This is a genomic window from Streptomyces sp. NBC_00075, assembly GCF_045041225.1.
GTDB classification, from domain to species: domain Bacteria; phylum Actinomycetota; class Actinomycetes; order Streptomycetales; family Streptomycetaceae; genus Streptomyces; species Streptomyces adonidis.
Map to the genome: position 1 here is coordinate 7,409,690 of NZ_CP108243.1, position 26,227 is coordinate 7,435,916.

Consider the following 26,227-nt stretch of genomic DNA (forward strand, 5'->3'; position numbering starts at 1 on the left):
GCAACTCCCGTACGGACACCGCCGATTCGTCGAGCCAGGACCGCACCATTGCAATCAGTTGGTTGATCTCGACGCACGAGCCCCGGGCCGGTCCCCATGGCCGCCCCGCCCGCTTCCTCTCGCCGGCCACTCGCTCTCCCCCTCATGGATTGTTCGCCGGACAACCCCCTGTTGTCACCGGAGAATCATCCAACCGTTCCACCTGCGGTTCTGCTCGGGGATCGTCGTAATTCGTCATCGACACCACACGATCCAGGCGGTGCCTTCATGAAACACACCTTCCCGGCGTTCCTGCTCCTCGCGCTGGCGGTGGCCGTCCTCTTCTCCGTCGTTGCCGCGGTGATCGCCTTCGCCCTCGCCCGCTGGGAGGGAGCTGCGGTGCCGACGGCCCTGTCCCGCTGCAGCATCGCGTTCGCCGCGAGCCTCACCCTGTGCCTGGCCGTCTTCGCGGCGTTGGACCGGACGTAGCGGAGGGGAAACAGGGGACAGGCGGACGACGGGACTTTCGCAACATGCTTTACGACCTCGTGCAGGGCTGGCCCGTTCCTGTCCCCACACGGTGACACCGGCCGGACACACCATGGGCTCCGGTGGTGTGAAAGCACCCCGGGCCCGACATATTGGGTCGTGCCGTTCAAGGACGGCGCGACGCCGATGCCACGTGGTGGTTGCGTTCAACCGACCTCGGGCTGCGAAGGCTCCACTTGGTGCAGGCAGTACGTGTGTGAAATGCCGTATGGGGCGCGTAAGTTCGAGACCATGACCAACGCGAAGGCCGCCGGACCGCTTAGCGGGTGCGCCGGTATGGAGGGTGCGGATCCGCTGTCACCGAGGCTCACGGTCGCTCTCCTCGACTCCTGTCTGCAGAGCGCGGGGCGATCGTTCGAGGAGGGGGAACTGGCGTACCTGGCGCTGACCTCGCAGATAGAGAACCCCGTCCGGGACCGGGTGGCATACCAACTTCACCGGCGGTTCAAGGGGACACACCTGGACGTCGGCCGAGAGTGGACGGGTATGTACGCCGAAGGCAAGGACGGCCAGCCATCCCCCCGGAAGATCGACCTGGCAGTGGTCAAGCGAACCAGACGCCACCACGTTGAACCGCAGGGTGTCGTCGAGTTCAAGGCCGTGTACGCCTACGAAGCTCAAACCCGGGGCCATCTAAACAGGGTAGAGAAGCAGGTGACGACCGACGTCTTCAAGTCCGCAACGGCGTACGGGTCCGTGCCGAACGATGTGTACGCGGTAGTGCTGCTCCCGAGCATGACCATTAAGAACGAGCGGAGCCTTGCGCGCCACGTCATGAAGGGCACTGACAAGATCCGTATCGACGGATTCCGGCTCCAAGTAGGCAATGTGCCTGACTCGGTGGTGAAAGGGGTTGCCGATCGGCTCGCTCCGCTCGGGCCGGTGCGTGATGGGGTGTTGGAGGGCGGAATGGAGTACGGGGTTCACGTCACTGTGCCGTACGTAATCCTCGGGCCGATTCCGCTGACGACGTTCGAGACGCTCCCCTCGCCGTACTAGACGCGCTGGAAAGTCGCTCGGTGGCCAGCCCGGAAGGGCCATTCACTGCGGTCCGCGTGGAGGCCTTGTTGAGTGGGGACCGCGTACCCCAGACGCGATGCAGACCAAGTTCGTCGAATCCAACCCCTAGAAGAAGGCGGACGGTATCAAGGCCATAGCCAACTCCCCAGGTGTTCGGGCGCAACGCGAACTCGAACGTGGCTGCGCGCTGTTGGTGTGGATCCAACGCGAGGCGGCCGAAGCGGAACAAGCTCACGAGTATGCCGCTCGATGATGGCGACTGCGTACTCGCTGCGCGGTTCCGTGGTGGCCGAGGCGATAGATCGGGCCACGATCTGACCGACTTGTCCGCGAGTCCGCGGCGCGAAGGACAAGTGCTCGGTGGCTTGGGGGCTGCCGTAGATGGCGAACACCGGGTCGACGTCCTCGACGGCTAGTTCGCGGAGTTCGAGGCGCGAATTGGAACGCTTGATCGGCTACACGGGCAGGCACTCTCCCCATGCTGAGCTCGGCTTCCGCTGGCCCGCCTTGGCCAGGCAGGATCGGGGGTATGAGGATTCTCTTGCTGGGTGGAACGTGGTTCCTGGGCAGAGCTATCGCTGAGCAGGCGTTGGCGCGAGGATGGGAGGTCACCACCTTCAACCGGGGACGTTCCGGCCGAGACGTACGTGGGGTAGAGCCGGTTCACGGAGACCGGACAATACAATCGGACCTTCGGAGACTTGCCCAACATGGCCCTTGGGACGCTGTGGTCGACACCTCCAGTTCAGACCTCGCCCCGCGCGATGTACTCCTGGCGACCACCGTCCTTCGGGGGCGGGCCCAGCGGTGGGTCCACATCTCTACGGTGTCCGTGTACGAAGGCTGGCCCCATCAAGCCCTGACCGACGATTCCCCGTTGCTGAACTGCCCGCCCGACGCCGACGAGACGTACGGGTACTCGGGCGAGGACGGCAGCCCCACCATCTATGGATTCCAGAAAGCGGGTGGCGAGCGCGCGGTCACGGAAGTATTCGGAGACTCGGCGGTCTTCCTGCGCCCCGGAGTGATCCTCGGCCCCGGCGAGTACGTGGGGCGTTTGCCCTGGTGGTTGGAGCGGTCGAAGCGCGGCGGTCGAATCCTTGCTCCGGCCCCGGCCAAGCAACGCATCCAGCCCGTCGACGTACGTGATGTCGCTCAGTTCGCCCTGGACCAGGCGGCGAGCACGACCAACGGCGGGTACAACATCACCCACCCAGACGGAACCACCTTCGAGGAATTCCTCAGCGAGTGCCTGCTTGCTACCGACAGTACGGGCGTTCCTGTCTGGGTCGAGCCGAGCGTACTAAAGGAGCATGGTGTGGCCCAGTGGACCGAGCTTCCGCTGTGGCGCACTCATGCTGGTGTATGGGCAGTTGACTCCAGCCGAGCCGTCGCTGCTGGTCTGAACTGTCGATCGATCGCCGTGACCATCCGCGACACATTGCGATGGTGGGCAGCCGACGGGCGTCCCGTGGACCACCCGCGATGGGCGGAACACGGGCTCCGCCCGGACAAAGAGGCGAAGATCCTCACCTCCCTATGATCAGGGAGCGATCGCCAGCAGGGATACCGGCGGGCCGAGCCGGTACGGCGGGGAGACCCGCGTGAAGTCCTCGATCTGTTCACGCAGATCCTTCGGTAGCTGCGCGCCGTGGTAAACCGGCCGTGCCAGGTACCGGCCGATGCGGGCCGTCCGCACGACGATCCCTGTGTTGCGCTGTTCGATGGGCACCTTCCAAACCGGTGTCAGGGCCTCGGCCGCGCCGTCGACGTCGTCAGCAAGGAGACGGGCGTGGGCCAGATCGGCGGCTGCGCCTGCCCGGACGTGGGCGGACCGCTCGCCCTGGGGCCTCTGGTCGAGCAGCACCAGGGCTCGCCGGGCCTCTGCTTCGGCTTGGTCTGCGTCGCCGATGAGCAGGGCGGTCGTGCTGTTGGACATGGCCAAGCGTTCCGGGGAGAACCCAAACTCGCCGCCCACCGAGTCGTGGAGTTCATCCCGCATACTTCTGTCGCTCTCTTCGGAGAGCTGGATGGCACGTTGCGCGGAGGAGATGTCGCCCAGGTAGGCGTGCGCGCGGGCCGCGATGGAGTGGAGCCGCCGCCGGGCGACGTCCCCGAGGCCGCCGTACGACAGAGCACGCTGGGCCTTCGCCGCAGCTTCAGTCGCATCGCCCGTGTGGTAGGAGATGTATGCCAAGGTGCCGTCTGCGAAGGCCTGCAGAGGCGCGAAACGCGAAGCTTCGCCATACACGGCTGCGGTGCGGGCCAGGGTACGGGCACTAGGGAAATAGCCCAGGTCGAACGCGGCGACTGCCAGGAGCGCAGCCGTCTGCCCGTTGAAGATCATTAGGGACTGCTGTTGTACTGGCACTTGTGTCCGGTCACGCTGCCGCTCGACCTCCAGGCGGAGGCTGTCCCCCTCCTCGTACGCCTTGGCCGCCGGCAGGCCGTGATATCTCCGGGCAAGGCTCACCACTTGGTCGTGTAGTTCGTCGATGGTGTTGTCGGAAATGGACGCTGCGGCGGTCGCATCAGCGCCGTCGTGGGCATTACGTGCGGTCATCTGAACTCGCTCTTCCAGGTCAAACGCGGGTGCCTGGGAATCGTCTTTCGGAGGCGGCCCGAACAGCTGCGCTGCCATGTACTCGGGCCACATGGCTTCGAGGATTCTGCAGCTCTCCGGGATGGGTAACCCGATGAGCTTGCCAGCCGTCCAGCGCCGGAACTGTGCCTCGCCGCAGGTCGGATTGCTGGGGTCATGCCCGAAGAGGCGGACACCGGTCTGGTTGAACTTTTCGTCGAATCGGCGGTAAGTGAGGTTGTCCCGATCGCACAACCATGCGAGCAGTGTTCTCGGCTCACTTCTCATTCCGCCCCCAAGTCTGCGGCGCCGCAGTAATACGGCCTGCGGATCGATCCCTTCGTTGGAAGGGGAACCCGCCATCGGCCGCTGTGGCAATAGGCCCTGAACAGAAGCCACTTCAAAGCTACCCCGAGGCCACGAGTGTTGTCTGGAAGGGGTGGAGAGGCTGTGTGGCAGGCCATGGCGAGGCAACGTGGCACGGGGGAACGCTGATCACCAACCCTCGCTGAGAGTGCGCCTTCGAGCACATCCGTGAACCAGGGAGTTCCCCATGTCGCCCAGAGCTATTGGAGCAGCCAGCTTGCTGGAGGTGCCTCCGCTCCAAGCCAGAGAGGCGCCAACGTCTGTAACCCCTTGCTTTGACGTTGCTGTACGTGCCGATCCGTCGCGTGTCGAGCATGCGCGACGCATCACTAAGGCGTGGTTGAGCCGGCGGTGTCTGATGGCGGAGGACCGTACCAACGCCCTCGTGGTCGTGGTCTCCGAGTTGTGTACCAACGCGATCGTGCACGGCCGTGTCGACGAGGTCGGGCTGCGCGGCCGGATGGATGCTGAGGGTCGTGTCCGCCTCGAAGTGCGGGACGCCCCTTCGCTGGTTCCCTCGCAGCAGCAAGTTGACTCGGGGGCCGAGAGCGGCCGGGGTTTGCTCCTGGTCGATGTGTTTGTCACGGAGTTGGGCGGTACTTGGGGCTTCGCTCCGGACGGCGCGACTGCCTGGTGCGAGGTACCGCTCGCCTCGGAGGTCGACGATCGCGCGCCGGTGCAGGAGATGCTCCGATGACGTTGTACGAAGGATCGCTTCCAGCCCGGCCCTCCGAGCAGAAAGCTGCTCCGCTCCGCCCGCAGCAGTGGTCGAGGGCATGGCCTGTGGCGCCCGGGGCTGGCCGGCTGTCGCGCCTGCACGCTCGCATGATCTTGGCGATGTCCGCCTGGGCCGGTGACCAGTCTGTCGCTGCCCGGGTGGTTACCGAGCTGGTGGCCAACACTGTGGCGCATGTCGGCGCTGGCCGGGTCACGCTCGTCCTGGTCGTCGCGGAGGACGAGGAACTCCTCATCCAGGTATCGGACCCGAGCCCGGACTTTCCCGGATTCGACGAAGCCGTGGCCAAGCGGAAGGCGACGGGGCTCGGTCTTGTACGGGCTCTGGGCGGCGAGATCAGCCTGGGCGTCCCGCCTCCAGGAGGCGGAAAGACCGTTGAGGTGCGCATGCGTCCCGCCACCCCAGGAACGGCCAACGCGCCGTCTGTCTTTTGACCCTTCTTCCTACCCCCTTGCTGGAACGGACTGTTGAGGAATCCCATGTCTGACCGTGTGTCCGCTGCTCGCCAGGTCACGCACCGGCGCAGACGGGGCCGTCGGCCCCGGGTGGATCGCTACCTCCTTGATGAGGTCGGCGGTGTGCTGGTCGCGCCTGTGGTGTGCCTCGTCGGCGTGTGGGCCGTGTCCGTTTCCGCCGCGTGGGTGTTCCGGTTCACCGTCACCCAGCTCGCGATCGCTCTCGGCGGCGGCGTACTCGTCGCGGTGCTCGTCGGCGTCATCCGGGTCCAGGCTGTGGCGGCCTCCCTCCAGGGCCACCGGGATGCTGAGTTCCAGCGGGTTGCGGAAGCAGTGCATGCCGCTGAGCAGACCATGATCTGGACGGCGGATCAGCTGTGCCAGGGTGCGCGGCCCCCGCTCCCGGACGACCCTCAGCCGGCGGGCGGCGACATGCTCGACAAGGTCATCGAGCTGATCGGGAGTCTGAAGATGCAGGGTGCGGGCTCCCTGCTACGGGTGCACGACGAGTCGCAGGCGGCGGTGCTGGTGGAGATGCACCGGACCCTGTCCCGGCGCCAACACAGCCTGATCGGCGAGATGTTGGAGCATCTGAGCGGCCTGCAGAAGGCGACCGACGACCCGGACCTCCTCGACTGGAGCTTCAAGATCGACCACCTGGCCATGCGGCTGCGCCGCATGGTGGAGAGCGTGTCCGTCGTCCTGGGCAGTCAGTACCTGCGCGAGACGCGCGCTCCCGTCAAGGTCGACACGGTGCTGCGCGGCACGAAGTCCGAGGTGGTCAGGTATCCGCGCGTCCAGATCGCGGCCGGCGAAGTCGGCGACGCCTTCGCCCTGCCGGCTCATGTGCATCCCGACGTGGCCCATCTGCTCGCCGAGCTGATCGACAACGGTCTGGAGCACTCCGATCCGGCGACCCATGTCGTCGTCCGCGCGCAGCAGGTGGCGCACGGTCTGCTGATCGAGGTCGAGGACAAGGCGACCCTGCTGATGGAGCCCGAGCAGCGGGAGATGCTCAATCGTCTCCTGGAACACCCCGAGCAGGCCGACGTCGCGGGCCAGGTCCGGGCAGGCCGCCTCGGTCTGATCACCAGCGCGAAGATCGCGGAGAAGTACGGCCTGACGGTGTGGCTGACGATGAACCCGATGGGCGGGACCACTGCCCACGTCGTGGTCCCGGCCCAGTACCTCGTCCCGGTCACGCGCGCTGTCGCCACCGTAGCGATCCCTGCGGCGCCAGAGCCCGTTGCCGCTTCGCAGCCCGCGCACGCGGGCGCGGGCGCCGTACAGCAGCTCGTCCGCCGGGCGCCCAGCAATCCTCCCTCGAACCCGGGCACAGGCGCGACAGCCCCGCTGCCGAAGCGCAGGCGTGTGCACCGGCCCGTTGCCGCCACCGCCGCGGAGGGGGAGGTGCCGGCCCAGGCCGCGAATCCCCGGGCCGTGGGCGACTGGCGGGCTGGCCTGCGTGCCGGGCTCGGAACCGAGCCCGCTTCCGGCACGCCCTCGATCGGCCAGCCCTGACCCCCCGTACCTTTCCGCTACTTCGCATGGAGCGAATCCACCATGACCCACGACACGAACGCTGCAGTGGCCGCCGCGCTTTCCCCTGATGCGGTCAAGGGGCAGATGACGCGCCTGCTCGACGACTTCGTGGCGGGCACGACCGGTGTCAGCCACGCCTTGATGGGCTCACGCGACGGTTTGAAGCAGGTGTTCTCCTCCCAGATGGACCCCGACTGGGCCGACGAACTGGCCGCGACGTTCTCGGGCATGGCGGGGCTGGCCAAGGGAGTCACCGGGCCCACGGGGAAGGACCTGCCGGCACGTCAGGTCCTGGTGGAGCGGGACGACGTCCTGTTCCTCGTCACCAACGCCGGTGTCGGCAGCGCGTTCAACCAGAGCGGGAAGACCGTCGCCACCGTGCTGGTCGTGCTGGTCGCCACGGACGCGAACATCGGCGCCGTCGCGTTCGAGATCGGGCGGCTGGTGTCCCGGTTCGCGCCCTTCATGACCACGCTCGTCCGTGAACGCGTTCCCGGTGGTGAGGGTGCCGCATGACCTCCCGGCCACGTCAGGAGCCCTTAAGTAGGGCCGGGGACGACACGGGGAGCATCGTCCGGCTCTACACGGTGACCGACGGCCGCACCCGCCCCCGTCACCACCTGAATCTTCAGACCGTGCTCGGCCCCGGCCGCCGTCGGCCCGGCCCCGGGCTCTCGGCGGAAAGCGCACAGATCGTCGCGTTGTGCCGCCAACGGCCCTGCCCGCTCGCGGAGTTGGCGGGCACCACCGGTCTGCACGTCACCGCGGTGAAGGTTCTTGTCTCCGACCTGATCGACGCGGGCGCCCTGAAGGTGCCCGTCCCGGAGGCGCCGGGCGACCGCTCCGAGATTCAGCTCCTGGAATCTCTCAGCGCCCACCTCAAGATCAAGTATCCCGACGCGGTAGCGAAGGCCGGGTGACCCCCATGACGCACGTTGAGCGGCCCGCCGGGCGGACGGCCCTGAAACTGGTCGTCGCCGGAGGATTCGGCGTCGGCAAGACCACCGCGATCGGCGCCATCAGTGACATCAAGCCGCTGCGCACCGAAGAAGTTCTCACCGCGCACAGCGCCGGGACCGACAGCCTGGACGGCGTCGAGGCCAAGACGACTACGACGGTCGCCTTCGACTTCGGCCGTGTCGGCTGGGACGATCCCGAACCGCTGGAGCTGTACCTGTTCGGCACGCCGGGACAACCCCGGTTCTGGAAGCTGTGGCACGACCTGTCCCAGGGCGCCTTCGGTGCCGTGGTCCTGGCTGACACCCGCAGGCTGGAGAGCAGCTTTCCGGCGGCCGACTTCTTCGAACAGCTCGGCCTGCCCTTCGTCATCGCTGTCAACCGCTTCCCGGGATCGGTCCCGCGCACGCTCGCCGAGATCCGCGACGCCTTCGACGTACCCGCCGCCTTTCCCGCGATGTTCTGCGACGCACGCAATCCCGATTCCGTGGCCGGAGTCCTGCTCGCCCTGATTCGGCACGTCGTGACCCTGGCCTCCGATAACTCAGCACTCCTGGAAGCGTGATGACCTCCATCCCCAGCGCACACAGCCCTGCCCTGCACGTCCCGGCGCACAGTCCCGTGCATCACCGGATCGAGACCTTCACCGACGATCCGGAAGTCGAGGCCGCCCAGATGGCCACCCGCCTGACCCGGTTCGAGGAGCTGGGCATCCGTATGGAGGGCGTGGAGGTACTCGACGAGATCGCCAACGACATGGGCGAGCGTGCCGACTTCCTCTACGCCATGGTGAACGCGTTCGGCCACGAGCAGACATTCCTCGGTCTGCGCAACCCGCCCCGCGACGCCGGCTATCCCATCGTGGGCCGCACCATGAGCCGCAGCCACGGATGGTGCCCCGAGGTCGTCCGGCGCAAGCTGTCCCTGCCCCTGCCGAACGTGGCCGCCTCCCCGCGGTTCGCCAGCAACCCCGTCGTCGACGCCATCGGCATCCAGAGCTACTTCGGCAGCCCCATCATCGACGCCCACACCGGCCTCGTCCTGACCACGGTCTGCATCATCGACCCCGAACCGCGCACCCTTAACGACGCGAGACGGCTCCTGGCCATCGTCAAGGACACCGCGCACACGGCCGCCGATGTGCTCCAGATCAAAACGCCTGCCCCCTGACGTCTCAACTGCCCGCGAACCCCCCACGCGGAACCGGCCGCAGCCGTCATGTGAGCCCATCAGGGAGAGGGACGCCCATGCCCGTGCCCAGCACGCCCCGCGTACTCGACAGATTTCTCACCGCCCGCCACCAGGCCCTGTGGGACGACGTCGATACCTTCGCCGAACAGGAGATCCGCCCCCGGGTGACCCGTATGGAAGCCGCCCCCGGCCGCGTCGACCGCAAGATCGCCCGGCTGCTTGCCGCCCGCGGCTGGTTCGGCGTCACCGTGCCCAGGGCCTCCGGCGGTATGCAGGCCGGCCAGGTCGCCAAGACGATCCTCATCCACCGCCTCGCCCGCGTCTCGGGCGCAGCCGCCGCGATCCTCCAGGCCGGCCTGATCCCCATCGCCGCACTGCTCCACTTCGGCACCGACCGACAGCGCACCGACCTCCTGCCGGGCGTCGCGGACGGCAGGGTGCTGCTGTCGATCGCGGTCACCGAGCCGGACCAGGGCGGCCACATCGGCGGCATGACCACGGCAGCCGAGTGGGACGGCACAGCATGGGTCCTCACCGGCACGAAGGCCCACATCGGCAACTCCCACATCGCCGACATCCACGTCGTCGTCGCCCGCACCGCCCCGCCGGGCACCCGCACCTCGCAGGCCCTGACCGCCTTCCTCGTCGCCAACGACCGCCGTGGAGTCACCACCGACCGGTACGCCGCCGCGTTCGGCCTGCACGGCTTCAGCTTCGGCCGGATCGGCTTCGACCGCGTCCGCATCCCCCCGGAAAACATCCTCGGCGACGTCGGAGGGGGCTTCGCCGTCGCCCAGTCCAGCAGCATCCTGTACGGACGGCCCAACCTGGCGGCCGTCTCGCTCGGTCTCCACGAAGCGGCCGTGGACCTCACCACCCAGTACGTCGACAACCGGCCCCGCTACCGGGGCATGCTCTCCGACATCGGCGTCGTACGAGACCGGGTCGGCGCGATGGCGGCCCGCCTGCACATGGCCCGCATACTCACCTACCACGCCGTCGACATGCTCGATCACGGTCTTCCCTGCGACGACCAGCTCATCGCCTCCAAGGGCATAGGCCACGAAGCGGCCGCCGAGTCCGGCAAGGACGCGATGGAGCTGCACGGCGCGAACGGCCTCGCCAGCTCCGGCGAGGTGTCACGGGTGTGGCGTGACATGCAGACCGTCTACGCCCCCGCCGGCACCGGCGAGGTCCAGCGCCTGCGCCTGGCCGAATCCGCCCTGCGGGAGAAGAGAACCAGACCCGCGCCCGAGGACGAACCCGAACGCATCGTCTGGTCCGTGCGATTCGCCGACCAGCTACGGCACGTCGAGCCCGACCCGACAGCCGTCTGAAGACACCCGCGCACGGCATCCCCGTGAAATCCGCATCGCCGTGCGCGGGTTCCGCTCCCTGTTGCCGAGCCACACCTCCCCGGCACGGCAACAGGGAGCCCCGATAGAAGCCGACTTGAACATTTCCATGGAAAGCAGCACGATGCCCCCTGCTGTCGTACGAAACGAAGCCGGCCGCCGATTCGATCCGCTCGCGGACCGATTGAAGGCCATGGCCGACGAGACGTTACCGCTGGTCGAAAGCGTCACCGGACTGCCACTGCCCGACCCGGTGGTCATCCGGCTGATGCGTCCCCGCGCCTGGTGCACGGCCCACGCCCGCATGAGGCGGCAGCTCCTGATGGCCGAAAGCGCCGAGCTCTCCATCCGCCGGCGGGACCTGGCCGGGATTTCCGCCGCCCTCAAAGCCGGAAACAAGGAACGTCGACGGACATGGCCTTTGATCGGAGCCCTGTGCGCGGCGCTTACACCGGGTGAGCCGGAGATGATCGTCCTGCCACAGTCACTCCGGGAGGGTGGAGTCCTCGACAACGAGCCCTTCCTCTACAAGACCGTCGCGCACGAGGCCACTCACCTGGCGCAGCACGCGGCGACGGGGGGAAAGGTGTGGGCGGCACAGGACACCCTGTTTCCGCACCTACGCGGTACGGCGGACCGCGACTACCAGTTCCTGCTGGAGGGCCACGCCTACTGGGCGGACCACCAGGTCACCACCAAGATCCTCGGCGCCTCGGTACCTACGGATGGTCTCAGCCCGCACGCCAGCTCGCGCTTCCGAGCCCTCCAGGATTCCCTCCGGGGCTCAGGAACGCGCGAGTTCCTCGACCGAGCGGCGAGCAGCGTCGGCGACATCATCGCCGAACACGGTCTCGACACCTTCAACCAGGTCTGGGCGAGCCCGGACCTGGTCCCCACTACTGAAGAGAAGGACGACCCAGCTGCCTGGACGGCCCGATTCGCATCCCTGAGATCCGCATGACCTGCCGGTGGTCCGTGGCCGTTCCGCCCGTGCCGGACGGCACAAGAGTTCCGGTCGCCTGAAAACTCCCGTGCATGGCAGCCCCGTTGAAGTCCACTGCCGCGCGCGGTTCCCCCCTCCCCGTTGCCGGGCTCGCTGCCCCAACGCCCGTCCGGCGACGGGGAGGAACACACCACAGACACCCTTCGTTCCCCGAGCCTTGACGGTGGCCGGGGATCGAAGGGGCCGATTCCGGGAAACCAGCCAGGCCCCATCTGCTCACCGCACTGATCCCCTACGCCGCGGCCTGGTGGATCAACCGACATCTGCACGCGGCTGCGGCACGGGAATCGCCCCGTGCCGAACCCGACAGCCGTCTGAAGACACCCGCGCACGGCGACACCCCCGTGAGAACCGCTTCGCCGTGCGTGGGCCCTTGCCGCCGAGCGGGGAATTGGGGTTCCCCGCCCGGCGACAGGACTCACCCCCAAGCACCCTTCGTTCCCCGGGCAGGACGGTGACCCGGGGAGCGAAGGGCCAGACCGACACCTCTGAAGGAAGATCTTTGAAAGCCGAACAGTCCATCGGCCTGGCGCGGGACACGATCCGCCGCGCGGTGCCGGACACAAGCCCAGAGCAGACAGATCCGCGGTTGACGATGCGACAGTCGCAGATCATCGCTGCCATCCGGGACTCCATGGAGCGGAACGGGTACGCCCCCTCCCTACGGGAGATCGGCCGCGTAGTGGGACTGAAAAGTACCTCCTCCGTCGCGCACCAGCTCAGCAAACTGGAAGAGCTGGGGCTCCTTACGCGCGATCCTCACCGCCCCCGGACTTACAAGCTTGTGACCGGCTCCGAGCCAACGGCCCCGGCAGCCGCCCCTCAGAGTTCCACGTGCAGCTTCCTCGGCAACGGTGCTGAGGAGCCCGGAACCGTATTCGTCCTCCAGGTCATGGTCGGCGCCGCCGTCGGCGCCGCTCTGCTCAACGGCGCGCTGGTGACGGTGAAAAGCGACCCTCCCGGCCCCGATGCCCCGCCCAGGATCGACCACGCCACCCTCCTCGGCCAGGTGGTAGCCCTCACGCACCCTCTGATGACATCCCCGTCGGTCGTACAACCACCCGACACCGCCCCCGGCCGTCAGGCCTTACCGGACCTGCTCTTGCCCACCCCGGGGGAGAGCGTCAGCCCCGAGGTCTCGGCTGGCCACGTCGAGCGGGGGGCACTTCATGCCTAACCTCCCCTCTCTCTTCCCTGATCTGCGCCTCGCGGATCTGAGATCCGCGACATCTCCGGCCACACGAACCGCTCGTACGGAACCGTCCGCTGCACCCTTCTGGACGCTGGCGTGAAACCGCGTAGATGTCCGAAGCGGGCGTCCTGACCGTCCCCGCTGCCGCAGATTCCGCTCACCGCCACGGCAAGACACCCACGTATCCAGACGGAGACCCATATGCGTATCGCCCCCCTCGACGCGGTCGAGATCGGGAGGCCAGTCACGGTGATCACTGGAGGCTGGTCCCGCGAACGAGACCGTGCCCTGCTGTCCGGCAGGACCGTCACCGACGCGCTGACCGATATAGGGATCAAGGCGCGCGTCGTCGACCTCTCCTGCGACAGCCTGCTCGAAGGCCTTGACAGCACCGCGACGGCATTCCTTGCCATCGCGGGCCGGGGCGCGGAGGACGGCCGGCTCCAAGGCCTGCTCGAAACGCTCTTCGTCCCCTACACCGGATCGGGAGTGCTGGCCTCCGCGGTCGGCATGAACAAGCTCCACGCGAAGACACTGGTGTCGGCCGCCGGTGTCTGTGTTCCCCGCGGCACCCGGATCGACCCGACGGCCCCCGCCGACGACGAGGCCGTTCGGGTCAGCCAGTTGCTGGACCTCCCCGTGATGATCAAGCCCGTCAGCGAGGGCGGCTCGATCGGGGTACAGGTCGCCACCACCGTGGAGAGCCTCAGCCACGCCCTTGCGCACCCGGACGTCGCCGACGGGGAGATGATGGCCGAGGCATTCCACCGGGGGCGCTCGGTGAGCGTCGGAGTCCTGGAGGACCCGCTCGGTGCCGTACACGTCCTGCCTCCGCTGGAGGCCCGGACTCCGAACGGCGTCTACTCCTACGGCGCGAAGCGCGGCACGGCCGCCTGCGACTACCACTGCCCGGCCCGGATCAGCCCCGTCACGCTCGCCGACCTGGAGCACCAGGCGGTGACCGCTCACCGCAGTCTGGGCTGCCACTCGTACTCGCGGCACGACTTCGTCGTCGGCGACGACGCAAGCGCCTGGTGGCTGGAGGTCAACACGCTGCCCGGCCTGTCGAGGGGCGGCAATCTGGCCCGTATGGCGACCGTCGGCGGTATCTCCTACGAGCTGCTGCTGACCCACATCCTGCGCGGGGCGGACATCGACCGCCGTACGCGTCCATGAGGACCGGGAGACCGTCGTGACGATGTCGATCCGCCTGATCCTGGGTGCCGTGGACAACCTGCGCGGCATCGCCGTACGCACGCCCATGCTCACGTCGGCCGCCCTCAACGAGCAATTGGGCCGCACCGTTTGGGTCAAGGCGGAAAACCAGCAGCTCACCGGCAGTTTCAAACTGCGCGGCGCGTACAACGCACTGGCGCTCATGGACGCAGAGACCCGCAGCCGGGGCGTGGTGGGCGCCTCGTCCGGCAACCACGCGGCCGCTCTGGCCCTGGCCGCTCACCGGCTTGAGGTGCCGGTCACCGTCGTCGTCCCCGAGAACCTGCCCAGCGTGAAACGGCAGGCGATCGAGGACCTCGGCGCGCGCATCGTCCCCTACGGGCGGCTCGCCGGCCGCCGGGACGCGCTGGTCCACGAGATCGCCGACCGCGGCGGTCTGACGATCGTGCCGTCCGCGAACGACGAGCAGGTCATCGCCGGGGCCGGCACGGTCGGCTGGGAGATGCTCCAGGAACACCCGGACCTGACCGCGCTCGTTGTGCCGGTGGGCGGCGGCGGACTCGCGGCCGGCACCGCGCTCGCGGCGAGCGCCCACAACCCGGGCCCTCGCGTCTTCGGAGCCGAACCGGCCACCGCAGACGACACGCACCGCTCCCTGCAAGCGGGCCGCCGGATCTCCATCGCTCCGCCGCGCACCATCGCCGACGGGCTCGGCCACACCGAGCCCGCCCGCATCCCCTTCCACATCAACCAGCGCCTCCTCGCCGGTGTCGTCACCGTCCCCGAGGGGGCAATATCCGAGGCCATGGCGCACCTGTGGCGCCTCTTCCGGCTCGTCGCGGAGCCCTCCGGGGCCGTTGCCTTCGCCGGACTGCTGCACGCCCTCGGCCGTCTTCCCGACGGCCCCGTCGGCGTCGTCGTTTCCGGCGGCAACGTTGACTGGAACACCTACAAAACCCAGGTAGACACTGCCATGACCCGATGGGAGACCCCACTCCATGCCGCCGCCGTGCTGCACTGAAACGCCCGTCCCCGGCCTCGTCCACGATCCGGTGCGGCCCATCACCCAGTACGCCAGCGCCGACCTGATCGGCCCCATCGCGTACGACGGGCACGACCCGGCCCGCGATCCCGCCTGGCAGACCACCGGCGCACCGTCCCAGACCATCTACGGCCGATGGTGCCGGCACCTGTGCGGCATGGCCTGCCTGCACATGGTGCTCCTGCACCGCGACGGCCACGCCCCCGATCTGTTCGAACTCCTCGCCGGGGCCCGCCACTTCGGCGCCTACGTCCGGGAGACCGACGGAATCAAGGGCCTGATCTACCGGCCGTTCGCCGAGTACGTGGAGCACACGTACCGCATCCCGGCCGCCGTGCACCCCGAGCTGGACCTCGACGGCCTCGCCGCGCTCCTGGACGACGGGCACATGGTGATGGCCTCCGTCTCCAAGGAGATCCGCCGACCCGAACACGACCCCGAGCAGCGCGAAGGACACCTCGTCCTGGCCATCGGCCGCACGGAGGGCCAGATCGCCTTCCGGAACCCGAGCGGACACACCCCCCAGGCCCTGGCCCCGGTCATGCCCATGGACCGCTTCGGGGACTTCTTCGCAGGCCGCGGCATCTCGCTCGATGTCCGCCGCACCGTACGGCACCCGCCTGCCCGGACCTCCGTGTCCGGCCCGGTAGCGTCCCAACCCACCACCTGAGCAGGGAGAACCACGTTGTACCCGATGTCCTTGACCCATATCGCCAACGTCGTCGGCGGCCGGCTCGCCGACGTCTTCGACCCCGAGGCCCTGGTCACGCAGCCCGCTCTGTTCGACTCCCGCGACGCCGTCCCCGGATCACTGTTCCTCGCCCTGACGGGCCAGCACACCGACGGCCACGCCTACGCCGAGGCCGCCATCAACAAGGGTGCCGTCGCGGCCCTCGTCACCCGGCCCGTCGGCCTCCCCGCGATCGTCGTCGACGACGTCCTGACCGCGTTCGGACGCCTCGGCCGTTTCCTTCTCCACGACGGACTCGGGACCGCCAAGGTGGTGGCCATCACCGGCTCGGCCGGCAAGACCAGCACAAAGGACTTCATCGCCCAGGTACTGCCCGGCACCGTGGTCTCCACCCCTCAGTCCTTCAACAACGAGATCGGTTTGCCGCTGACCATCACCATGGGCGACAACACCACCGACTACCTCGTCCTGGAGATGGGAGCCCGTCACATCGGCGACATCAGGGAACTCACCTGGATCGCCCCGCCGGACATCAGCGTCATCACCAACGTCGGTACGGCGCACGTCGGCGAATTCGGCAGCCGGGAGAACATCGCCCAGGCCAAGGGCGAGATCGTCGAAGCACTCCAGCCGGACGGGCTCGCCGTCCTCAACGCCGACGACCCATTCGTACGGGACATGCACCAGCGCACCCAAGCCCGGGTCGTCACGTACGGCCTGACCGAGCAGGCCACCGTCCGTGCCGTCGACGTCACCATCGACGGACAGGGCCGGGCCTCCTACACCCTCACGACTCCCGAGGGCAGCGCCCGTGTCCAGCTTCAGTTCGTCGGCGACGTGCAGGTTCCCAACAGCCTGGCCGCCGCCGCCGTCGCCCGCGCTGCCGGACTCAGCGTGGAGGAGAGCGCCGCGCGCCTGTCCGAGGCTCTCCCGCGTTCCCGGTGGCGGATGGAGACGACCATCAGGGCCGACGGCGTCACGATCGTCAACGACGCCTACAACGCCAACCCTCACTCGATGCGTCACTCCCTGGACGCCCTGGCCTCCATGACCGGCGGACGCGACCAACGCTCCATCGCCGTCCTCGGCCGGATGAACGAACTCGGCGACGACGCCCGCACCGCACACGAGGAGATCGGCCGCTACGCCGCCGAACTGGACCTGGACCAGATCCTCTTGGTGGGAGAGGAAGAAGCCGGATGGATGCAGAGCGGCGTACGCAGTATCGGTGGGAAGGCCGTCCACCTGCCCGACCAGGACGCCGCCCTGGACCTGCTCCACAACATCCTGCGGTCCGGCGACGTCGTCTTGGTCAAGGCCAGTCGCGGGGTTCAGTTGCAACAGCTCGCCGACGCGCTGCTGCAACCCAATCCCCGCCCCACGGGCGCTTAGGCCACTGCGGGGTCCAGCTCGCCGAGCGCGGCCCTCAGCAGCGGCCCCGACTCGACGATGTCACCGGTCCCCATCAGGACGACCACGTCGCCCGACCGGGCCTCATCGGCCGCGGACACCATGGCCTGAGCCCGATTCGGCACCACATGCCAGGCGTTGCCGCCCGCGTCGTTGACGCGGGCGGCCAGCGCCTCCAGCGACCCTACAGCGACGCCTTGGAGGCTGTCCGTCAGCACCACCTGGTCGCAGCCGGCCAGTGCCTTCGCGAAGGCGCCGCCGAACGCGTCCAGCCGGGTCTGGCCCGACGGCTGGAACACCCCGACCACCCGGCCGCCCGCCTCGACCAGGGAACGCGCGGCAGCGAGATCCACGCTCACCTCGTCGGGGTGGTGGGCGTAGGAGTCGAAGACCAGCACCCCGGCCGCCTCACCGGACAGGGTCATCCGCCGCTGCACGCCGTCGAAGTAACCCAGCTGATCCACCGCCAGGTCGCACTCCTGGTTCAGGGTGTGCAGGGTGGCGACGGCCGCGGCGGCGTTCAGGAGCTGGTGGACGCCGGGCACACGCAGCACCAGATCGAACTCCACACTCCCCGGACCACGCAGCACCGCCGTGGTGCGCCCGCCCGCGGTGGCCGCCCCGGTCAGGCGCCAGTCCGCGGACGACGAGAAGCCGAACGTCACCGTCCTCGGCCCATCCCCCCGCATGGCCAGCCGGGAGGCCAGTTCACGGCACCCGGGATCGTCGGCGCTGAGCACCAGCGTGCCGTTCTCGTGCAGGCCGATCCGGACACACTGCTCGTACGCATCGACGTGGTCGGCCTGCGACGCGTAGCTCTCGGGGTGGTCGTGCCCGATGTTCGTGATCACCGCCACGTTCATACCTACGCCGATGTGGGAGCGGTCCGACTCGTCGACCTCGGCGACGAAGAAGCCTCCCTTGCCGGCGCGCCCGCCGCTGCCCGGCACATCAAGGTCACCACCGACCACGTACGACGGCTCCTGAGCCATGCGGGAGAGCAGGAACGCCAGCATCCCCGCCGTACTCGTCTTACCGTGCGTACCCAGTACAGCGACCGGCGTACGGTCGGCCGCCATCAGCGCGTTCAGGACCGCCGAACGGTGCACCACCGGGATACCGCGCCGACGCGCCTCCAGGATCTCCGGATTGTCCGCACCGACGGCGTGCGTGAACACGACCACGGTCGCATCCGCCGGCACCTGCTCGGCCGCGTGACCGGTGTGCACGGTCACGCCGCAGCGGGCCAGTTCCTTCAGTCCCTCCGACGTCCGGGCGTCGCTGCCGGACACAGTGGATCCCCGTTCGGCGCACACCCGCGCCACCGGCAGCATGCCCATGCCGCCGAGCCCGACGAAGTGCGGGCGCTCCAGATCGACCGGACCACCGGTCGACACGTTCGGCGCGATCGTGGGAACTGCGGTTTCTGCCATGAAACAGCCTCCTCCAAGGCGGCCCCAGCCGCCTCAACTGACAACGTGCGCTCCCGTGTTGGAAGACGCACCGCCACCGTCCCGTCTGGCCCCGCACACCGTCTACGACCTGCGGTGTTGCGAACCCATTCGCAACACGGTCACACGTCTCCCACCCGTCCCGCCCGGGCGGACGGTACGCGATGAGGACACCCAACTACGCGCTCGCACTGGCCCTCGCCCAAGTCGGCTGGAACAACAGCGAGACAGCCCGCCGCATCAACACCCTCGCCCTGGAACGAGGGCACCACAGCGTCGCCATCGACCGCTCCCGGGTCAGCCGCTGGATACGCCACGGAGAGAAACCCCGTCAGCCCGTTCCCGAACTCCTCGCCGAGCTCCTGGCAGAACATCTGGGGCAGCCGTACACACCACAGAGCCTCGGCATCGGCCCAGCTCGTAGTCTGCTCGTCCTCTTGGACCCACAGGAACATCGCACCCTGACCGCGAACGCCGCAGCCGCGAACATGCCTGTCGAGCACTACGCCCACGCGCTGCTCCGCAAGGCCCTCTCACAATCGTCGGTTCCACAGCCTGCTCAATTCCGCCAGCAAGAGGTGTGACGCCTGGGAAACCCTTGACTCGCGACCGCGATGGGCCCGGAGCACCTGGGAGCGATCCCGAAGCTCCGTGTTAATCCTGAACCGGAAATAGCGCATCAACCTGGCAAAGTGGCGCAAAGGGAGGATGGTGAGCGGTCGTCTGAAGTTCCTGCAGCAACGTGGCGCTGCGTGCCGGTGAGGCTGAAGTTGCCCCCCCTCTGTCGATCAAATCGCAATGCGTGCTTCCCGATAAGGTAAAGAATTCGCCAGTGATCCGTTCCCGCTTTCAAGTTGGAGCGCGTGGAGCGGCGTTCGCACCTTGCAGTGGGAACGGGGCAAAGCGATAGATGTGGAAGCTGTTCATGTGCCGGATGACGGGATCTGCATCGTTCGCGGGGTGATGTGACTGTGGATGTCTTAGGAGTACGTACGGTTGCCGGGCTGATCGCCCGGAGGTTGGGCACGGCGGTCCTGACGTTGCTGATCGCTGGCTGTAGTGCGACGGGGTCGACTGGTCCGAAATCGCAGGGAGGGAACAGGACGCCCGCTGGCTCGGCGAACGAGTCGGCGTCCGGGTCCTCGCCTTCAGCCTCCTCCGTGGAGATCGCGCGCTCGCAGGCGAAGACGGCGTACTTGGGGATGTGGCGGGACATGGCGCAGGCCGGGACGACGTCGGACTGGAACTCGCCCAAGTTGGCGCAGTACGCGACAGGTACCGCGCTGTCGGCGATCTCGCGCGGGATGTACGCAGATCACCTCAATGGCTTGGTGACGAAGGGTGTACCGAAGAACGATCCGAAGGTGAGTTCGTCGGCGCCCGCAGCGAACCCGACGACGGTCATGATCTCCGACTGTGGTGATTCGACGCGCTGGCTGAAGTACCGGAAGGACAACGGCAAGCTCGCGGACGGCAAGCCCGGTGGGCGACAGGCGATCACGGCCGAGGTGAAGAACGTCAACGGCGCCTGGAAGGTCACGCGCTTTGCGGTCGAGGCGGTGGGCTCGTGTTGAGGCGAGCAGCTTTCGCCGCGGGCCTGTCCCTGATCGTCGTGATGGCCGCTGTGGCGCCCGCGTTCGGCGACAGTGGGTGGGGTTCGGTGCAGTGTGACCAGAACCCGCATCCCGGATGTGAGCTCGGTGCGGGATCGGGCGGCCCGGACGGCGCGCCTCCACAGGCCCGCGAAGGTTCCTCCGGCTCGGGAGGTACATCCAGTGTCGGAGGGAACAGCGGATCCGGTGGCCAGGAGGAGCCGGAGTTCTCGAACCCGGATTTGAACTTGGCCGATTGTTCGTACCAGCGTAGTGACTACGAGCCTCCGCCCGGGGTGGCCCTGGCCGCGTACGAGGTCGGGTCGGGCGGTGGTGGGGCGGTGGTGGCGGTGTCCGCGGCGTACTCCCCGGCCACGCCGTCCGCAGTGGTGCCGGTGGCTGACCCGAAGCCGGGGGAGTCGGGGGCGTGGTACGTGTACCGGTGCGAGGCGGGCGGGGTACGCGATGCGGTGTACCGGCCGCCGGTCTGGATTCCGGATGCCCCTCAGGAGGGCGGCGGGGATCCACTGCCGACGCCGGCACAGTTGGCGCAGGTGGCACGCGAGCAGTTGCGGTTGCCGTCTCCGCGGATCCAGGCGAGTCCGGCGGATGAGCAGTTGGTGAACCTGCCGACCTGGTTGTGGCTGGAGCGCGGCGGCTGGGGAGCGGTGTCGGCGACGGCGTCGGTGCCCGGGGTGTCGGTGACGGCCGTGGCGCGGCCGACGTCCGTGGACTGGACGATGGGCGACGGCCACTCGGTGACATGCACCGGACCTGGGACGCCGTACGGGGCGAGCGCGAGTCCGAAGAGCCCGTCCCCGGACTGCGGTTACACCTACCGCACCACTTCCGCGGGTCGGCCGGACAGCGCCTTCGCGGTCTCGGCGACTGTGCACTGGACGGTGACCTGGGCTGGTGCCGGTCAGAGCGGCGTCTTTCCCGGTATGACGACCACGTCGGACGCGGACTTCCGCGTCGCGGAGAGCCAGGCCCTGAACAACGGCGGCTGACGCCGAATTGAGCCTCCGCCCTGTCGGCTGACGGCGGGGAGCGACAACCCCTATTCGTGATCTTGTTCACCGCGTCGGCGGCGCGGTGAGGTGAAGTCCTGTGCCGGAAGGTGGCAGTTGGTGAGTACCCGTACGTCTACGTATTCGGATTCGTCCAGTCCGGGGAGCACGTCTCCCGCGGGTTGGGCAGGTCGCGGTAGTGGGAAGACTCCGGCGCGGATGGCTGGTGTGCCGAGGCCGCGTCGGCTTCCGTACCTCTTGGTGGGAGTACTGCTGGTCCTGGGGTGCACGGCAGGCGGTGTCGTGGTGGCGGTGAGAGCCGGCCATCAGGAACCGGTGCTGGTGCTGGCCCGCGCGGTCGCGGTCGGGCAGGCGCTGTCCGAGCAGGACTTGCGGGAGGAGAGCCTGTCGGCCGACAGCGGGGTGGCGTTCGTCCCGGCGCGGTCGCGGGCCAGGGTGGAGGGACGGCCTGTCGCCTACAGCCTGCCGGCGGGAACCCCGCTGACTGAGAACGTGCTGGGGGAGGCCCGTGTCCCACCGGCCGGGCGGGCGGTGGCCGCCGTGGGGTTGAAGGCGGGGCAGTTCCCGCCGGGTGTACAGCCCGGCAATCGCGTGGCGGTGGTGGTGGCTCCCTCTGGTGATAGCACTGCCGGCTCGGCCTCGCCGCCGACGTCGGTGTGGGGTGCTTCGGTGACCGACGTGCGCGGTGACAGCGCGGATCAGACGACGGTGATCTCGCTGCAGATGGCCCAGGAGGATGCCCGCCGCCTGGCCGCGGCACCGGCGGGCCAGATCAGCGTGGTCGTGGTGCCTGGAGGCGCCCCGTGATGCTGGTGGCGTTGTGCAGTCTGAAGGGCTCCCCGGGCGTGACGACGAGTGCTCTGGGATTGGCAGCGGGGTGGCCGTCCGCCGGGCAGCCGGTGGTTGTCGAGTGCGATCCGGCGGGCGGTGATCTGGTGGCCCGTTTCCGGCTGGAGACGGCTCCGGGGCTGATGAGCCTGGCGGCGGCCGCCCGGCACAGCACGGAGACGGGGCTGATCTGGCAGCACACCCAGCGGCTGCCGGGCGGACTGCCGGTGATCGTGGGCCCGACCGGTGCGATCCAGGCGGGTGCGTCGCTCGCCCAGCTCGTCCAGAGCGGAACGCGGGTGCTGCGGCAGGCCGCTGACCGCGCCGGCACGGTGGTGATCGCCGACTGCGGGCGCCTCGCTCCGGACTCTCCGGCGCTGGAAGTGGTGCGCGAGGCCGACGTCACGCTACTGCTGGCCCGTGCCCGTGACGACGCCCTGGCCCATGTGGCCACGCAGTGGCACACCGCGGCACGCTGGTCACAGCGCCCTTGTTTCGTGCTGGTCGGCGAGGGCTATCCGAGCGACGAGGTCGCGCGGGAGCTGGACGTCGAGGTGATGGCCCGTATCCCTCAGGACTCGAAAGGCGCCGCCGCACTGGGCGGACAGCCCGGGCGGCGCGCGGCACCGGCCCGTTCGCCACTGGGTCAGGCCATGGCCCGACTCGCCGCGTTGACCGTGTCCCGCGCCTTCACCCCTCCCGCCTGGGTTCAGCGGGCGCAGGCTGTCGGCCTCGACCCCCGGGGGCAGTCCGTCGACGCGTTGAAACGCCAGGCCGGCGATCCGGGGCAGGCATGGGGTGAGGCGCGGCGATGACCGAACCGGAGAAGACGTACGTGGCCTTGCCGTACGGGGGAGGGACCCCGCCGCCGGACGGACCTGGGCAGCCCCACACCCGCCCGGCCATGGTGAGCGGCCTTGGGGCGCGCCGGGTGCAGGTCGGGCCGCCTGCCGAGCGGCTGCGCATCCACTTGCGGCAGCGGCTCTCGGTGCGGATGTCGCAGCAGATCCGCGACGACGACGCGGCCGGCCGGCCCACGATGAGCGATGCCGACCGCCTGACCCTGGCGGGGAAGATCCTCACGGATGCCGCCGAGGAGTACACCCAGAGGATGCTGTCCGGCGGAGGGGAGGTGGTGGCGCCGGACGTCGAGCAGATGGTCATCACCACCGTCCTGAACGAGGTGTTCGGGCTGGCCGGCCTGGAGCCGCTGCTCAACGACCCGCAGATCGAGAACATCAACGTCACCGGTGACCGCGTCTTCGTCCGGTACGCCGATGGCCGTCGCGATCGCCTGCCGCCGGTCGTCGGGTCGGACAGGGAGTTGGTGCAGCTCATCCGGGACCTGGCGGCCCGCAGCGGGCTGGAGGAACGCCGCTTCGACCGGGGCAGCCCCGGCGTGAACTTCCAACTGCCCGGAGGGGAGCGGGCGTTCGCCGTGATGGCGGTCACCGCCCGGCCGTCGCTGTCGATCCGCCGGCACCGCTTCCAGCACGCCACCCTGGCCCAGCTACGCGCGGGTGGCACCGTGGACCGGGGCCTGGAGTCCTTGCTGGCCGCGATGGTCCGCGCGCGCAAGAACATCCTGATCACCGGCGGGACCGCGATCGGCAAGACCACGATGCTGCGCGCCCTGGCCTCCGAAATCCCGTCCTGGGAGCGGCTGGTCACCATCGAAGACGTCTTCGAACTCGGCCTCGACCTCGATGCCCAGGCCCACCCGGACGTGGTGGCGATGCAGGCGCGCGAAGCGAACATCGAGGGTCAGGGCGCGGTGAGCCAGGCCGAGTTGGTGCGCTGGGCGCTGCGGATGTCCCCGGACCGGGTGATCGTCGGCGAGGTCCGCGGGCCCGAGGTCATCCCGATGTGCAACGCGATGTCCCAGGGCAACGACGGCTCCATGGGCACCCTGCACTCCTCCACCAGCAGGGGAGCGTTCACCAAGCTGGCCGCCTACGCCGTCCAGGGCCCGGAGCGGATGCCGCTGGAGGCCACCAACCTCCTGGTGGCCAACGCGCTCGACTTCGTCGTCCACCTGGACAAACCCCGCGGCCACGACGGACGGCGCGTGGTGTCCTCCATCCGGGAGATCGTCGACGCCGACGACAAGCAGATCGTCTCCAACGAAGTCTTCCGCCCCGGCCCCGACCTGCGGGCCGTCCCGGGCGCACCACTGCGCACCGAGACCCTGGAGGACCTGGTCGCCGTCGGCTTCAACCCTGAGACGACCGGTCGGCCCGAGTGGCAGCGGCGGTCGCCATGAACGGTTACGTGCCCGGGATGGGCCTGCTGGGACTCGGCGTCGGTGGCGGCCTCGTGCTCCTGATCCGTGCGTGGCGGGCACCCGCGTTGGCCGCCGGTCCGGCTCGCCCACGGCGGCGGCGCGAACCACCCCGCCACGCCGGCCGTTGGCTGGCAGCCGCCGCCGGAGCGGGGCTGCTGGTCGGGGTCGTCACCGGCTGGGTGGTCGGCGCACTGCTGGCGGCGATGGGCGCTTGGAGTCTGCCGCGGATCCTCGGTTCCAGCCCGGCCGAACGTGATCGGACCGCCCGGATCGAAGGCATCGCCGGATGGACGGAGATGCTGCGCGACACCCTCGCCGCCGCAGCCGGACTGGAACAGACCATTCTGGCCACCGCCCTCGCCGCACCAAAGGCCATCCGCTCCCAGATCGCGGACCTGGCCGCCCGGCTGGAGCGCGGCGAGAGTCTGCCCACCGCTCTGCGGCACCTGGCGGACGACCTGGCGGACCCGACCGCCGACCTCGTGATCGCCGCCCTGACACTGGCCTCCGAGCACCAGGCGAGGCAACTCGCCTCACTGCTCGGCGAACTCGCGGCCACCGCCCGCGCGCACGTCGAGATGCGTCACCGGGTTGAGGCCAGCCGCACGCGTACCCGCACCACCCAGCGCGTAGTCGTGATCACGACCCTGGCCTTCGCGGGCGCCCTCATCCTGTTCAACCCCCGATTCCTCACCCCCTACGACTCCGTGGCCGGGCAATTGATCCTGCTCCTGATCGGCGGCCTGTTCACCATTGCCTTCGTCTGGCTGCGCCGCATGGCCCGCATCGAGGAGCCGGAACGGTTCTTCGCCGGGCTCGAACCCACCAGCCCGGCATCCGATGCTGGTGCGACCGCGCAGCAGGAGGTGATCTGAATGACCGTCCTTGTGCTGCTGGCCGCCGGCCTCGGTCTGGGCCTGTGGTCGCTGATGGTGTGGCTCGTCCCGCCCCGACCGCCCCTGGCCGCGCTGCTCACCCGGCTGAACACCACGCCCGCGCCTCCGCCGATCCTCACCCCCGACAGCGGTGGCTGGGCCGCACGGCTTGGCAGCCCGTTCGCCAGCCTGCTGCGCGCCGCAGGCCTGCCCGGCCACACGGTCAGCCAGGACCTCACCATCGCCGAACGCTCCCCCGAAACACATCTGGCGGAGAAGGCCGCACTCGCCCTGACCGGGCTGCTCCTGCCCGCCGCGGTCGGCGTGTTGCTGACTCTGGGCGGTCGCCCGCTGCCCTGGCCCATCCCGCTGGCTGGCTCACTTGCCCTGGCGGCCGGCGGCTTCCTCCTGCCGGACGCGACGGTACGCGCCGAGGCCGAACGGCGCCGGGAAGCCTTCCGCCACGCCCTGGGCGCCTACCTGAACCTCATCCACATCCTGCTCGCGGGAGGCGCCGGAGTCGACGGGGCCCTCACCGACGCTGCCGGCATCGGACACGACTGGTCCTTTCGGCAACTGCGCCGCGCCCTGAACACCGCCCGCCTCACCCGCACTTCCCCCTGGGTGGCGCTCGGGCAACTCGGCGAGGAGCTCCAGATCGGCGAACTGACCGAACTCGCCGCCGCGCTGTCCCTGGCGGGCACCGAGGGCGCCAAGGTACGCGCCTCACTGGCAGCCAAGGCCGCAGCCATGCGCCAACGCAACGGTGCCGAGGCCGAAGGCAAAGCCAACGCCGCCACCGAGCGGATGGCCCTGCCCGGCATCCTCATGGCCTTCGGCTTCATCCTCTTCGTCTTCTATCCCGCCCTGACTCAGATCACGAACTCACTGTGACCAGCCACCGACCGCCTGAAGGGAAGC

At 68.9% G+C, this 26,227-nt stretch carries 29 protein-coding genes; 26 read left to right on the forward strand and 3 right to left on the reverse strand.

The window, feature by feature from the left end:
* The first annotated feature begins 267 nt into the window (after positions 1-267).
* Complete coding sequence (locus OG787_RS32410) at positions 268-468, forward strand: hypothetical protein (RefSeq protein ID WP_405537513.1); 201 nt, start codon at positions 268-270, stop codon at positions 466-468.
* Positions 469-759: 291 nt separating this feature from the next.
* A complete protein-coding gene (locus OG787_RS32415; RefSeq protein ID WP_405537514.1) occupies positions 760-1,527 on the forward strand; it encodes a hypothetical protein in 768 nt (255 codons plus the stop codon).
* Here the strand turns inward: OG787_RS32415 and OG787_RS32420 are convergent.
* Positions 1,457-1,783, reverse strand: a complete 327-nt coding sequence (locus OG787_RS32420) for a GNAT family N-acetyltransferase (RefSeq protein ID WP_405537516.1) — start codon at positions 1,781-1,783, stop codon at positions 1,457-1,459. The genes OG787_RS32415 and OG787_RS32420 overlap by 71 nt on opposite strands.
* A gap of 294 nt (positions 1,784-2,077) precedes the next feature.
* Between OG787_RS32420 and OG787_RS32425 the strand changes: the two genes are divergently transcribed.
* Positions 2,078-3,091 (forward strand): NAD-dependent epimerase/dehydratase family protein, encoded by a 1,014-nt coding sequence (locus OG787_RS32425; protein WP_405537517.1) that lies wholly within the window; start codon positions 2,078-2,080, stop codon positions 3,089-3,091.
* Here OG787_RS32425 and OG787_RS32430 read toward each other — a convergent pair whose 3' ends face one another.
* A complete protein-coding gene (locus OG787_RS32430) occupies positions 3,092-4,417 on the reverse strand; it encodes a DNA-binding protein (RefSeq protein WP_405537519.1) in 1,326 nt (441 codons plus the stop codon).
* A 265-nt stretch (positions 4,418-4,682) separates the two neighbouring features.
* On the opposite strand from OG787_RS32430, the gene OG787_RS32435 reads away from it, so the two are divergent.
* The 15 genes from OG787_RS32435 (at position 4,683) to murF (ending at position 17,227) form a co-directional block, all read left to right on the forward strand.
* Entirely contained in the window at positions 4,683-5,192 is a 510-nt protein-coding gene (locus tag OG787_RS32435; protein WP_405537520.1) for an ATP-binding protein, read from the forward strand.
* 140 nt (positions 5,193-5,332) lie between these two features.
* Positions 5,333-5,665: an ATP-binding protein gene (locus OG787_RS32440; RefSeq protein WP_405537521.1), complete on the forward strand. Its 333-nt coding sequence runs from the start codon at positions 5,333-5,335 to the stop codon at positions 5,663-5,665.
* A gap of 45 nt (positions 5,666-5,710) precedes the next feature.
* The gene (locus OG787_RS32445; protein WP_405537522.1) at positions 5,711-7,207 is read left to right on the forward strand and encodes an ATP-binding protein; all 1,497 of its coding nucleotides are present in this window, start codon (positions 5,711-5,713) and stop codon (positions 7,205-7,207) included.
* A 42-nt stretch (positions 7,208-7,249) separates the two neighbouring features.
* Positions 7,250-7,744 carry a roadblock/LC7 domain-containing protein gene (locus tag OG787_RS32450; protein WP_405537524.1) on the forward strand — a complete coding sequence of 165 codons (495 nt, stop codon included), beginning with the start codon at positions 7,250-7,252 and terminating at the stop codon, positions 7,742-7,744.
* Positions 7,741-8,148 (forward strand): DUF742 domain-containing protein, encoded by a 408-nt coding sequence (locus OG787_RS32455; protein WP_405537525.1) that lies wholly within the window; start codon positions 7,741-7,743, stop codon positions 8,146-8,148. Before OG787_RS32450 ends, OG787_RS32455 begins: the two co-directional genes overlap by 4 nt.
* 5 nt (positions 8,149-8,153) lie before the next feature.
* A complete protein-coding gene (locus OG787_RS32460; protein ID WP_405537526.1) occupies positions 8,154-8,750 on the forward strand; it encodes a GTP-binding protein in 597 nt (198 codons plus the stop codon).
* Positions 8,750-9,355 carry a GAF domain-containing protein gene (locus OG787_RS32465; RefSeq protein ID WP_405537527.1) on the forward strand — a complete coding sequence of 202 codons (606 nt, stop codon included), beginning with the start codon at positions 8,750-8,752 and terminating at the stop codon, positions 9,353-9,355. The genes OG787_RS32460 and OG787_RS32465 overlap by 1 nt, the downstream gene beginning before the upstream one ends.
* A 77-nt stretch (positions 9,356-9,432) precedes the next feature.
* The gene (locus tag OG787_RS32470; protein WP_405537528.1) at positions 9,433-10,713 is read left to right on the forward strand and encodes an acyl-CoA dehydrogenase family protein; all 1,281 of its coding nucleotides are present in this window, start codon (positions 9,433-9,435) and stop codon (positions 10,711-10,713) included.
* A 211-nt stretch (positions 10,714-10,924) separates the two neighbouring features.
* Positions 10,925-11,692 (forward strand): zinc-dependent metalloprotease, encoded by a 768-nt coding sequence (locus tag OG787_RS32475; protein WP_405537529.1) that lies wholly within the window; start codon positions 10,925-10,927, stop codon positions 11,690-11,692.
* A 544-nt stretch (positions 11,693-12,236) separates the two neighbouring features.
* Positions 12,237-12,911 (forward strand): LexA family protein, encoded by a 675-nt coding sequence (locus OG787_RS32480; RefSeq protein ID WP_405537531.1) that lies wholly within the window; start codon positions 12,237-12,239, stop codon positions 12,909-12,911.
* A 42-nt stretch (positions 12,912-12,953) separates the two neighbouring features.
* On the forward strand, positions 12,954-13,058 hold the full coding sequence (locus tag OG787_RS32485) for a hypothetical protein (protein ID WP_405540656.1): 105 nt from the start codon (positions 12,954-12,956) through the stop codon (positions 13,056-13,058).
* Between the two features lie 69 nt (positions 13,059-13,127).
* Positions 13,128-14,102 carry a hypothetical protein gene (locus OG787_RS32490; protein WP_405537532.1) on the forward strand — a complete coding sequence of 325 codons (975 nt, stop codon included), beginning with the start codon at positions 13,128-13,130 and terminating at the stop codon, positions 14,100-14,102.
* Between the two features lie 22 nt (positions 14,103-14,124).
* Positions 14,125-15,123, forward strand: coding sequence for a pyridoxal-phosphate dependent enzyme (locus OG787_RS32495; RefSeq protein ID WP_405540658.1), 999 nt, complete (start codon positions 14,125-14,127; stop codon positions 15,121-15,123).
* A 31-nt stretch (positions 15,124-15,154) separates the two neighbouring features.
* Positions 15,155-15,814 (forward strand): peptidase, encoded by a 660-nt coding sequence (locus OG787_RS32500; RefSeq protein WP_405537533.1) that lies wholly within the window; start codon positions 15,155-15,157, stop codon positions 15,812-15,814.
* 15 nt (positions 15,815-15,829) lie between these two features.
* Positions 15,830-17,227: a UDP-N-acetylmuramoyl-tripeptide--D-alanyl-D-alanine ligase gene (gene murF / locus OG787_RS32505; RefSeq protein ID WP_405537535.1), complete on the forward strand. Its 1,398-nt coding sequence runs from the start codon at positions 15,830-15,832 to the stop codon at positions 17,225-17,227.
* On the opposite strand, the gene murC is transcribed toward murF, so the two are convergent.
* Positions 17,224-18,678 (reverse strand): UDP-N-acetylmuramate--L-alanine ligase, encoded by a 1,455-nt coding sequence (gene murC, locus OG787_RS32510; protein WP_405537537.1) that lies wholly within the window; start codon positions 18,676-18,678, stop codon positions 17,224-17,226. The two genes, murF and murC, sit on opposite strands and share 4 nt — an antisense overlap.
* Before the next feature lie 182 nt (positions 18,679-18,860).
* Here murC and OG787_RS32515 point away from each other — a divergent pair, with 182 nt between their 5' ends.
* The 8 genes from OG787_RS32515 to OG787_RS32550 all read left to right on the forward strand — a co-directional run bounded on the left by OG787_RS32515 (position 18,861) and on the right by OG787_RS32550 (position 26,200).
* Complete coding sequence (locus OG787_RS32515) at positions 18,861-19,280, forward strand: hypothetical protein (protein ID WP_405537538.1); 420 nt, start codon at positions 18,861-18,863, stop codon at positions 19,278-19,280.
* Positions 19,281-19,856: 576 nt separating this feature from the next.
* Complete coding sequence (locus OG787_RS32520; RefSeq protein ID WP_405537539.1) at positions 19,857-20,270, forward strand: hypothetical protein; 414 nt, start codon at positions 19,857-19,859, stop codon at positions 20,268-20,270.
* 266 nt (positions 20,271-20,536) lie between these two features.
* Positions 20,537-21,298: a hypothetical protein gene (locus tag OG787_RS32525; protein WP_405537540.1), complete on the forward strand. Its 762-nt coding sequence runs from the start codon at positions 20,537-20,539 to the stop codon at positions 21,296-21,298.
* 261 nt (positions 21,299-21,559) lie between these two features.
* On the forward strand, positions 21,560-22,126 hold the full coding sequence (locus tag OG787_RS32530; RefSeq protein WP_405537542.1) for an SAF domain-containing protein: 567 nt from the start codon (positions 21,560-21,562) through the stop codon (positions 22,124-22,126).
* Between the two features lie 38 nt (positions 22,127-22,164).
* Positions 22,165-22,962, forward strand: a complete 798-nt coding sequence (locus OG787_RS32535; RefSeq protein ID WP_405537544.1) for a MinD/ParA family protein — start codon at positions 22,165-22,167, stop codon at positions 22,960-22,962.
* A complete protein-coding gene (locus OG787_RS32540; protein ID WP_405537545.1) occupies positions 22,959-24,410 on the forward strand; it encodes a CpaF family protein in 1,452 nt (483 codons plus the stop codon). The genes OG787_RS32535 and OG787_RS32540 overlap by 4 nt, the downstream gene beginning before the upstream one ends.
* Positions 24,407-25,306 carry a type II secretion system F family protein gene (locus OG787_RS32545; RefSeq protein ID WP_405537547.1) on the forward strand — a complete coding sequence of 300 codons (900 nt, stop codon included), beginning with the start codon at positions 24,407-24,409 and terminating at the stop codon, positions 25,304-25,306. The genes OG787_RS32540 and OG787_RS32545 overlap by 4 nt, the downstream gene beginning before the upstream one ends.
* Positions 25,307-26,200 (forward strand): type II secretion system F family protein, encoded by an 894-nt coding sequence (locus OG787_RS32550; protein WP_405537548.1) that lies wholly within the window; start codon positions 25,307-25,309, stop codon positions 26,198-26,200.
* Positions 26,201-26,227: the final 27 nt, after the last annotated feature.

Excerpts from the sequence above, each read along its gene's own strand:
- OG787_RS32410 (WP_405537513.1), top strand. The coding sequence starts at position 268 with ATGAAACACACCTTCCCGGCGTTCCTGCTCCTCGCGCTGGCGGTGGCC.
- OG787_RS32415 (WP_405537514.1), top strand. The coding sequence starts at position 760 with ATGACCAACGCGAAGGCCGCCGGACCGCTTAGCGGGTGCGCCGGTATG.
- OG787_RS32425 (WP_405537517.1), top strand. The coding sequence starts at position 2,078 with ATGAGGATTCTCTTGCTGGGTGGAACGTGGTTCCTGGGCAGAGCTATC.
- OG787_RS32430 (WP_405537519.1), bottom strand. The coding sequence starts at position 4,417 with ATGAGAAGTGAGCCGAGAACACTGCTCGCATGGTTGTGCGATCGGGAC.
- OG787_RS32435 (WP_405537520.1), top strand. The coding sequence starts at position 4,683 with ATGTCGCCCAGAGCTATTGGAGCAGCCAGCTTGCTGGAGGTGCCTCCG.
- OG787_RS32440 (WP_405537521.1), top strand. The coding sequence starts at position 5,333 with ATGTCCGCCTGGGCCGGTGACCAGTCTGTCGCTGCCCGGGTGGTTACC.
- OG787_RS32445 (WP_405537522.1), top strand. The coding sequence starts at position 5,711 with ATGTCTGACCGTGTGTCCGCTGCTCGCCAGGTCACGCACCGGCGCAGA.
- OG787_RS32450 (WP_405537524.1), top strand. The coding sequence starts at position 7,250 with ATGACCCACGACACGAACGCTGCAGTGGCCGCCGCGCTTTCCCCTGAT.
- OG787_RS32455 (WP_405537525.1), top strand. The coding sequence starts at position 7,741 with ATGACCTCCCGGCCACGTCAGGAGCCCTTAAGTAGGGCCGGGGACGAC.
- OG787_RS32460 (WP_405537526.1), top strand. The coding sequence starts at position 8,154 with ATGACGCACGTTGAGCGGCCCGCCGGGCGGACGGCCCTGAAACTGGTC.
- OG787_RS32465 (WP_405537527.1), top strand. The coding sequence starts at position 8,750 with ATGACCTCCATCCCCAGCGCACACAGCCCTGCCCTGCACGTCCCGGCG.
- OG787_RS32470 (WP_405537528.1), top strand. The coding sequence starts at position 9,433 with ATGCCCGTGCCCAGCACGCCCCGCGTACTCGACAGATTTCTCACCGCC.
- OG787_RS32475 (WP_405537529.1), top strand. The coding sequence starts at position 10,925 with ATGGCCGACGAGACGTTACCGCTGGTCGAAAGCGTCACCGGACTGCCA.
- OG787_RS32490 (WP_405537532.1), top strand. The coding sequence starts at position 13,128 with ATGCGTATCGCCCCCCTCGACGCGGTCGAGATCGGGAGGCCAGTCACG.
- OG787_RS32495 (WP_405540658.1), top strand. The coding sequence starts at position 14,125 with ATGTCGATCCGCCTGATCCTGGGTGCCGTGGACAACCTGCGCGGCATC.
- murC (WP_405537537.1), bottom strand. The coding sequence starts at position 18,678 with ATGGCAGAAACCGCAGTTCCCACGATCGCGCCGAACGTGTCGACCGGT.
- OG787_RS32515 (WP_405537538.1), top strand. The coding sequence starts at position 18,861 with ATGAGGACACCCAACTACGCGCTCGCACTGGCCCTCGCCCAAGTCGGC.
- OG787_RS32540 (WP_405537545.1), top strand. The coding sequence starts at position 22,959 with ATGACCGAACCGGAGAAGACGTACGTGGCCTTGCCGTACGGGGGAGGG.
- OG787_RS32545 (WP_405537547.1), top strand. The coding sequence starts at position 24,407 with ATGAACGGTTACGTGCCCGGGATGGGCCTGCTGGGACTCGGCGTCGGT.
- OG787_RS32550 (WP_405537548.1), top strand. The coding sequence starts at position 25,307 with ATGACCGTCCTTGTGCTGCTGGCCGCCGGCCTCGGTCTGGGCCTGTGG.